The sequence below is a fragment of the Salidesulfovibrio brasiliensis JCM 12178 genome (assembly GCF_001311825.1).
Classification (GTDB): domain Bacteria; phylum Desulfobacterota; class Desulfovibrionia; order Desulfovibrionales; family Desulfovibrionaceae; genus Pseudodesulfovibrio; species Pseudodesulfovibrio brasiliensis.
The window spans coordinates 1-4,239 of sequence record NZ_BBCB01000140.1 but is presented as its reverse complement, the minus strand read 5'-3'; the positions used below and the strand labels follow the sequence as shown (position 1 = coordinate 4,239).

At 61.8% G+C, this 4,239-nt stretch carries 5 protein-coding genes; 1 reads left to right on the top strand and 4 read right to left on the bottom strand.

Annotated features, from left to right (window positions below; translation table 11 throughout):
* Positions 1 to 355 (top strand): nicotinate-nucleotide--dimethylbenzimidazole phosphoribosyltransferase (locus JCM12178_RS17055; protein ID WP_172677177.1); only part of this gene is annotated, 355 nt, incomplete at its 5' end.
* 117 nt (positions 356 to 472) lie between these two features.
* Here JCM12178_RS17055 and JCM12178_RS17050 read toward each other — a convergent pair.
* The 4 genes from JCM12178_RS17050 to JCM12178_RS17040 all read right to left on the bottom strand — a co-directional run bounded on the left by JCM12178_RS17050 (position 473) and on the right by JCM12178_RS17040 (position 4,043).
* Positions 473 to 1,735 carry an iron-sulfur cluster carrier protein MrpORP gene (locus JCM12178_RS17050; RefSeq protein WP_054653152.1) on the bottom strand — a complete coding sequence of 421 codons (1,263 nt, stop codon included), beginning with the start codon at positions 1,733 to 1,735 and terminating at the stop codon, positions 473 to 475.
* Between the two features lie 78 nt (positions 1,736 to 1,813).
* Entirely contained in the window at positions 1,814 to 2,173 is a 360-nt protein-coding gene (locus tag JCM12178_RS17045) for a NifB/NifX family molybdenum-iron cluster-binding protein (RefSeq protein WP_054653150.1), read from the bottom strand.
* Positions 2,170 to 2,574, bottom strand: a complete 405-nt coding sequence (locus JCM12178_RS18075; RefSeq protein ID WP_083466020.1) for a NifB/NifX family molybdenum-iron cluster-binding protein — start codon at positions 2,572 to 2,574, stop codon at positions 2,170 to 2,172. The genes JCM12178_RS17045 and JCM12178_RS18075 overlap by 4 nt, the downstream gene beginning before the upstream one ends.
* 137 nt (positions 2,575 to 2,711) lie before the next feature.
* On the bottom strand, positions 2,712 to 4,043 hold the full coding sequence (locus tag JCM12178_RS17040; RefSeq protein WP_054653148.1) for a sigma-54 interaction domain-containing protein: 1,332 nt from the start codon (positions 4,041 to 4,043) through the stop codon (positions 2,712 to 2,714).
* Between the last annotated feature and the right edge of the window lie 196 nt (positions 4,044 to 4,239).

Genomic DNA, 4,239 nt, shown 5'->3' with positions numbered 1-4,239 from the left:
GATTCTGGCCGCCCTCGGCGGGCTGGAGATCGCAACGCTGGCCGGGCTGGTGCTCGGCGGTGCGCGCAACCGGCAGGTTGTCTGCGTGGACGGGTTCATCTCCACCGCAGCTTTTTGCGCGGCGCAGGCCATGTGCCCCACTGTGGCCGAGTACTGCGTCATCAGCCATGCCTCGGCCGAACCGGGACACGCCAAGGCCGTGGAGAAACTCGGCCTTGACCCGCTGTTGCACCTCGGCTTCCGGCTGGGCGAGGGAACAGGCGCGGCCTGTGCCATGTTCCTGCTGCGCGGAGCCTGCGACATGTTCAACGACATGGCCACGTTCAGTCAGGCCGGGGTCTCTTCCGGCAGCTAGACGCCGCATTCAGCAAAACGACCAAGCCCCCCGCACCGTTCGGTGCGGGGGGCTTTTGTTGGGGTATCGGAGTGCCGGACTCCGACCATGTAGAGGAGGTTGTCGGTTGCTCCCGGATTAGTGGTCGCAGGCGTTTGCGCCCGTTTCCAGCGTGCCGGACATGAACTTGTTGACCAGTTCATCGGGGTTTTCTGCGGGGCAGCCTGTGACAACGCGCACCCCGGCGTCCGTGAACATGGTCTGCGCCTTTGCCCCCATGCCGCCCGCGAGGACCAGCTGTGCCTTTTGCTCGGAGACCCAGCGCGGAATCACGCCGGGTTCGTGCGGGGGCGGGGTTTCCATGGTGGTGCCGATGATGGTGCCGGTTTCAGCATCGACATCGACCATGGCGAACTGCTCGCAGTGTCCGAAGTGCTGGGCGAGCTTGCCCGCAGCCACGGGAATGGCGATGCGGATGCGGCCGTGCTCGTCCTTGAGCGTTTCGGGCTTGGGCAGGTCAAGATCTTCCTGCAGGCTGTCGGCGAGATTGAGCATGGGCTTGATGATGCTGTTCATGGCCTGCGCGGTGGCCGAGTCGTGGTCCACCTTGAGCAGCGGATAGCCTTCGTCGGCGGAGCGGCCCACCTCGGGGTCGAGGGGGATGCGGCCGAGGAACTGCACGCCCATTTCAGCGGCAAGCTGTTCGCCGCCGCCAGTGTTGAAGATATTGTGGATGGAGCCGCAATCCGGACAGGCGAATCCGCTCATGTTTTCGATGATGCCCAGCATGGGATTGCCAACCTGGCGTACGAAAGTCACGGAGCGGCGCACGTCGTCCACGGCCACGCCCTGCGGGGTGGTCACAATGACGGCGCGGGCGTCGCGGCCGAGAGTCTGCAGCGCGGAGAGCGGCTCGTCGCCGGTGCCCGGGGGGCAGTCCACGATCAGGTAATCAAGGTCGCCCCAAGCCACATCCTGAACAAACTGCTTGATGAGGCCGATCTTGACCGGACCGCGCCAGATCACGGCGTCACTCTTGCTGGGCAGCATGAAGCCGAGCGACATGACCCAGAGGTTCTTGGTCCAGGAAATGGGCTCGATGATCTGGTCGCCGATGTGCGGCTGCTGACCTTCGAGGGAGAGCAGGCGAGGGATGCTCGGACCGTGGACGTCCACGTCGAGCAGGCCGACCTTCTTGCCCGCCAGTGAAAGGGCCACGGCGATGTTGGTGGCCACGGTGGATTTGCCCACGCCGCCCTTGCCGGACATGACCACGATCTTGTGCTTGATGCGCGAAAGGGTCTTCTTCAATTTCAGATCTTCGGGACCTTCGGCGCATCCGCCGGAGGAGCAGCCGCCGCCGGGAGTGGCGGAGCCGCAGCTATTGCATGCATCGCTCATGGGGTTCTCCTGATGTGTGATTTCCGCTCATTCCGTGCGGTTTGCTTCAAATAAGACTCGACGCCCGCTTGTCAATCTCTACCAGTGGCCTTCCTTGTCCGGGCCGTCCACGGGCTGCATGGCACCCGACTTGAACCGTTCCACCGCGTCGGCCACGGTGCCGCTTTCCGCAAGGTAGATGCGAATTTTGGCCTGATCGAGTGCGCGGAAAGCCTTGGGACCCACATGGCCGGTGATGACGGCCTCGGCGCCCGTGTCGGCAACGTTCTGTGCCGACTGGATGCCTGCGCCCTGTGCGGCGTTCAGGTTCTGGGTGTTGTCCTTGTATTCGAAGTTGCCGGAGTCCGTGTCGTAGACGATGAAACCTGCGGCGCGTCCGAAACGGGAGTCGAGCGTGCTTTCCAGCGTATTGCCGGAGCTGCTGATGGCGATCTTCATGATTGGTTCCTCCTGCCTTTTCCGCCTCGTCCGCGTCCCCGGCACATGGAAGAGCCGGGTTTGTTGCCGCAGCCGGGCAGGGCGAGTTTGTTAAGTGTGCCAGTGCGGTAGGCCTCCAGAACCTCCTCGACACTTCCTCGTACCCAGGGGAGGACGTCAATCCCGGAGGCGTCGAGGAGGTTTCTGGTGCGGCCACACATGGCTCCGCAGAGCAGATGGGTCACCCCGCAGGCCAACATGGCGGAAGTCCTGTCCGTAGGATCCTTTGAGGGAAGGGATAGATGGCCTGCGGGGCAATATTGTCCGTTCTCGGCCCGGAACAGACGAAGCTCGGGCGCGGTCTCAAAAACCGACGCCAAACGATCCTCGTAACAGGCCAGGCAGAGAAGTGTAGAATCCATTGTGCTCACGACATCACATGAGCACAGGGCGTGCCAAAAGGCGAAGTGTTGAATTTCAGTAGGTTAGCAAGGGGCGGATCGGGCGTCCCGGCGCAATCAAAGTCTGCCGGGAGCGTAGCGGGCGTAGATTGCGCCCGTCAGCCGTCAGCCTCGTCGCACTTGGCAAGCATTCGGCGAAGGGTGTCCTTGGAGATGTTCAACTCGCGGCAGGTTGCCATGCGCTTGCCCTGATTGCGCTCCAGCGCGGCCTTGACCGCCATGCACTTGATCTCCTCAAGCGTGCCGACCGGCATGCCGCCGGGCGCGGCCTCTTCATCTGGCCGAAGCGTCTCCGGCAGGTGCTCCACCTGAATGAAACCCGAAGAGCAGAGAATGAAGGCGAACTCGATGATGTTTTCCAACTCACGCACGTTGCCGGGAAAGTCGTGGCGCATCAGGATGCTCATGACGTCTTCGGACAAGCCCTCTACGTCCTTGCCCTGCACTGCGTTGAAGCGGCGGATGAAGTGGTCGGCAAGCAGCGGGATGTCCGCGCGGCGCTCACGAAGCGGCGGCAGGCGAAGCGTGACCACATTCAGCCGGTAGAAGAGGTCCTGACGGAAATCACCCTCAGCCACGAGCGCCTCAAGGTCGCGGTTGGTGGCCGCAATGACGCGCGCATCGGACGAGACCGGCGTGACGCCCCCAAGCGGCTCAAAGGTCTTCTCCTGAAGCACGCGCAACAGCTTGACCTGCAACTTGCCGGGCATGTCACCGACTTCATCAAGGAAAATAGTCCCGCCGCGAGCACTCTCGAAACGGCCGGGTTTGTCCTTTCGCGCATCAGTGAACGCCCCGGCCTTGTATCCAAAAAGCTCGGACTCAAGGAGCGTCTCGGGAAGCGCTCCGCAGTTGACCGGCACAAACGGTCCGTCCTTGCGCCCGCTCAACGTGTGAATCGCCTTGGCAAAAAGCTCCTTCCCTGTTCCCGACTCACCCAGCAGCAGCACCGTGGCCTCGCTTTTGGCGATCTGTGGAAGTATCGTGAAAATTCGCTCAAACGCTTCGCTTTTCCCGACAATGTCCTCAAACGAATACGATTCCCGCATTTCCTTGCGCATCGCATGGATTTCCGTGAGGTCGCGAAACGTCTCCACGCCGCCGATAACCTCGCCATCAGCGTTGCGAAGCGGGGCCGCCGAAATGGAAACCGGCACCTTCACACCGTCCGGACGGACAATAAAGATGGACTTGTTCGTGATCTGCCCGCCTTTGTGGATGCATGCGTTCAGGGCGCATTCTCCGTCGCACAGGCTGGAATGCAGCACGTCCCAGCACTTCTGACCAAGGGCCTCCGCCGCCGGAACCCCGGTGATACGAGCTGCTGCGTCATTATAATATGTAATGGTCCAGTCCGCATCCACGGTGAACAAGCCGTCTGCGATGGACGATAATACGTCCTCAAGAGGGAGGTCTTTTGGAAATGCCATGGGCGTATGATACGCCCGAAAAAGCCCTCTGTGAAGTGCGGAATTGTGTTTTCTTGAGGAATGCCTCCGGCGGGCGGGGCGCTGCCCCTGCACCCCGGCAAAGGGGATAATCCCCTTTGCAATCCCTGATTTGAAGGTGTCGGCAAGAAATGAAGACCTTGAGTGCCCGGACGATCTCGCCGAAGGCAAGCCAAGA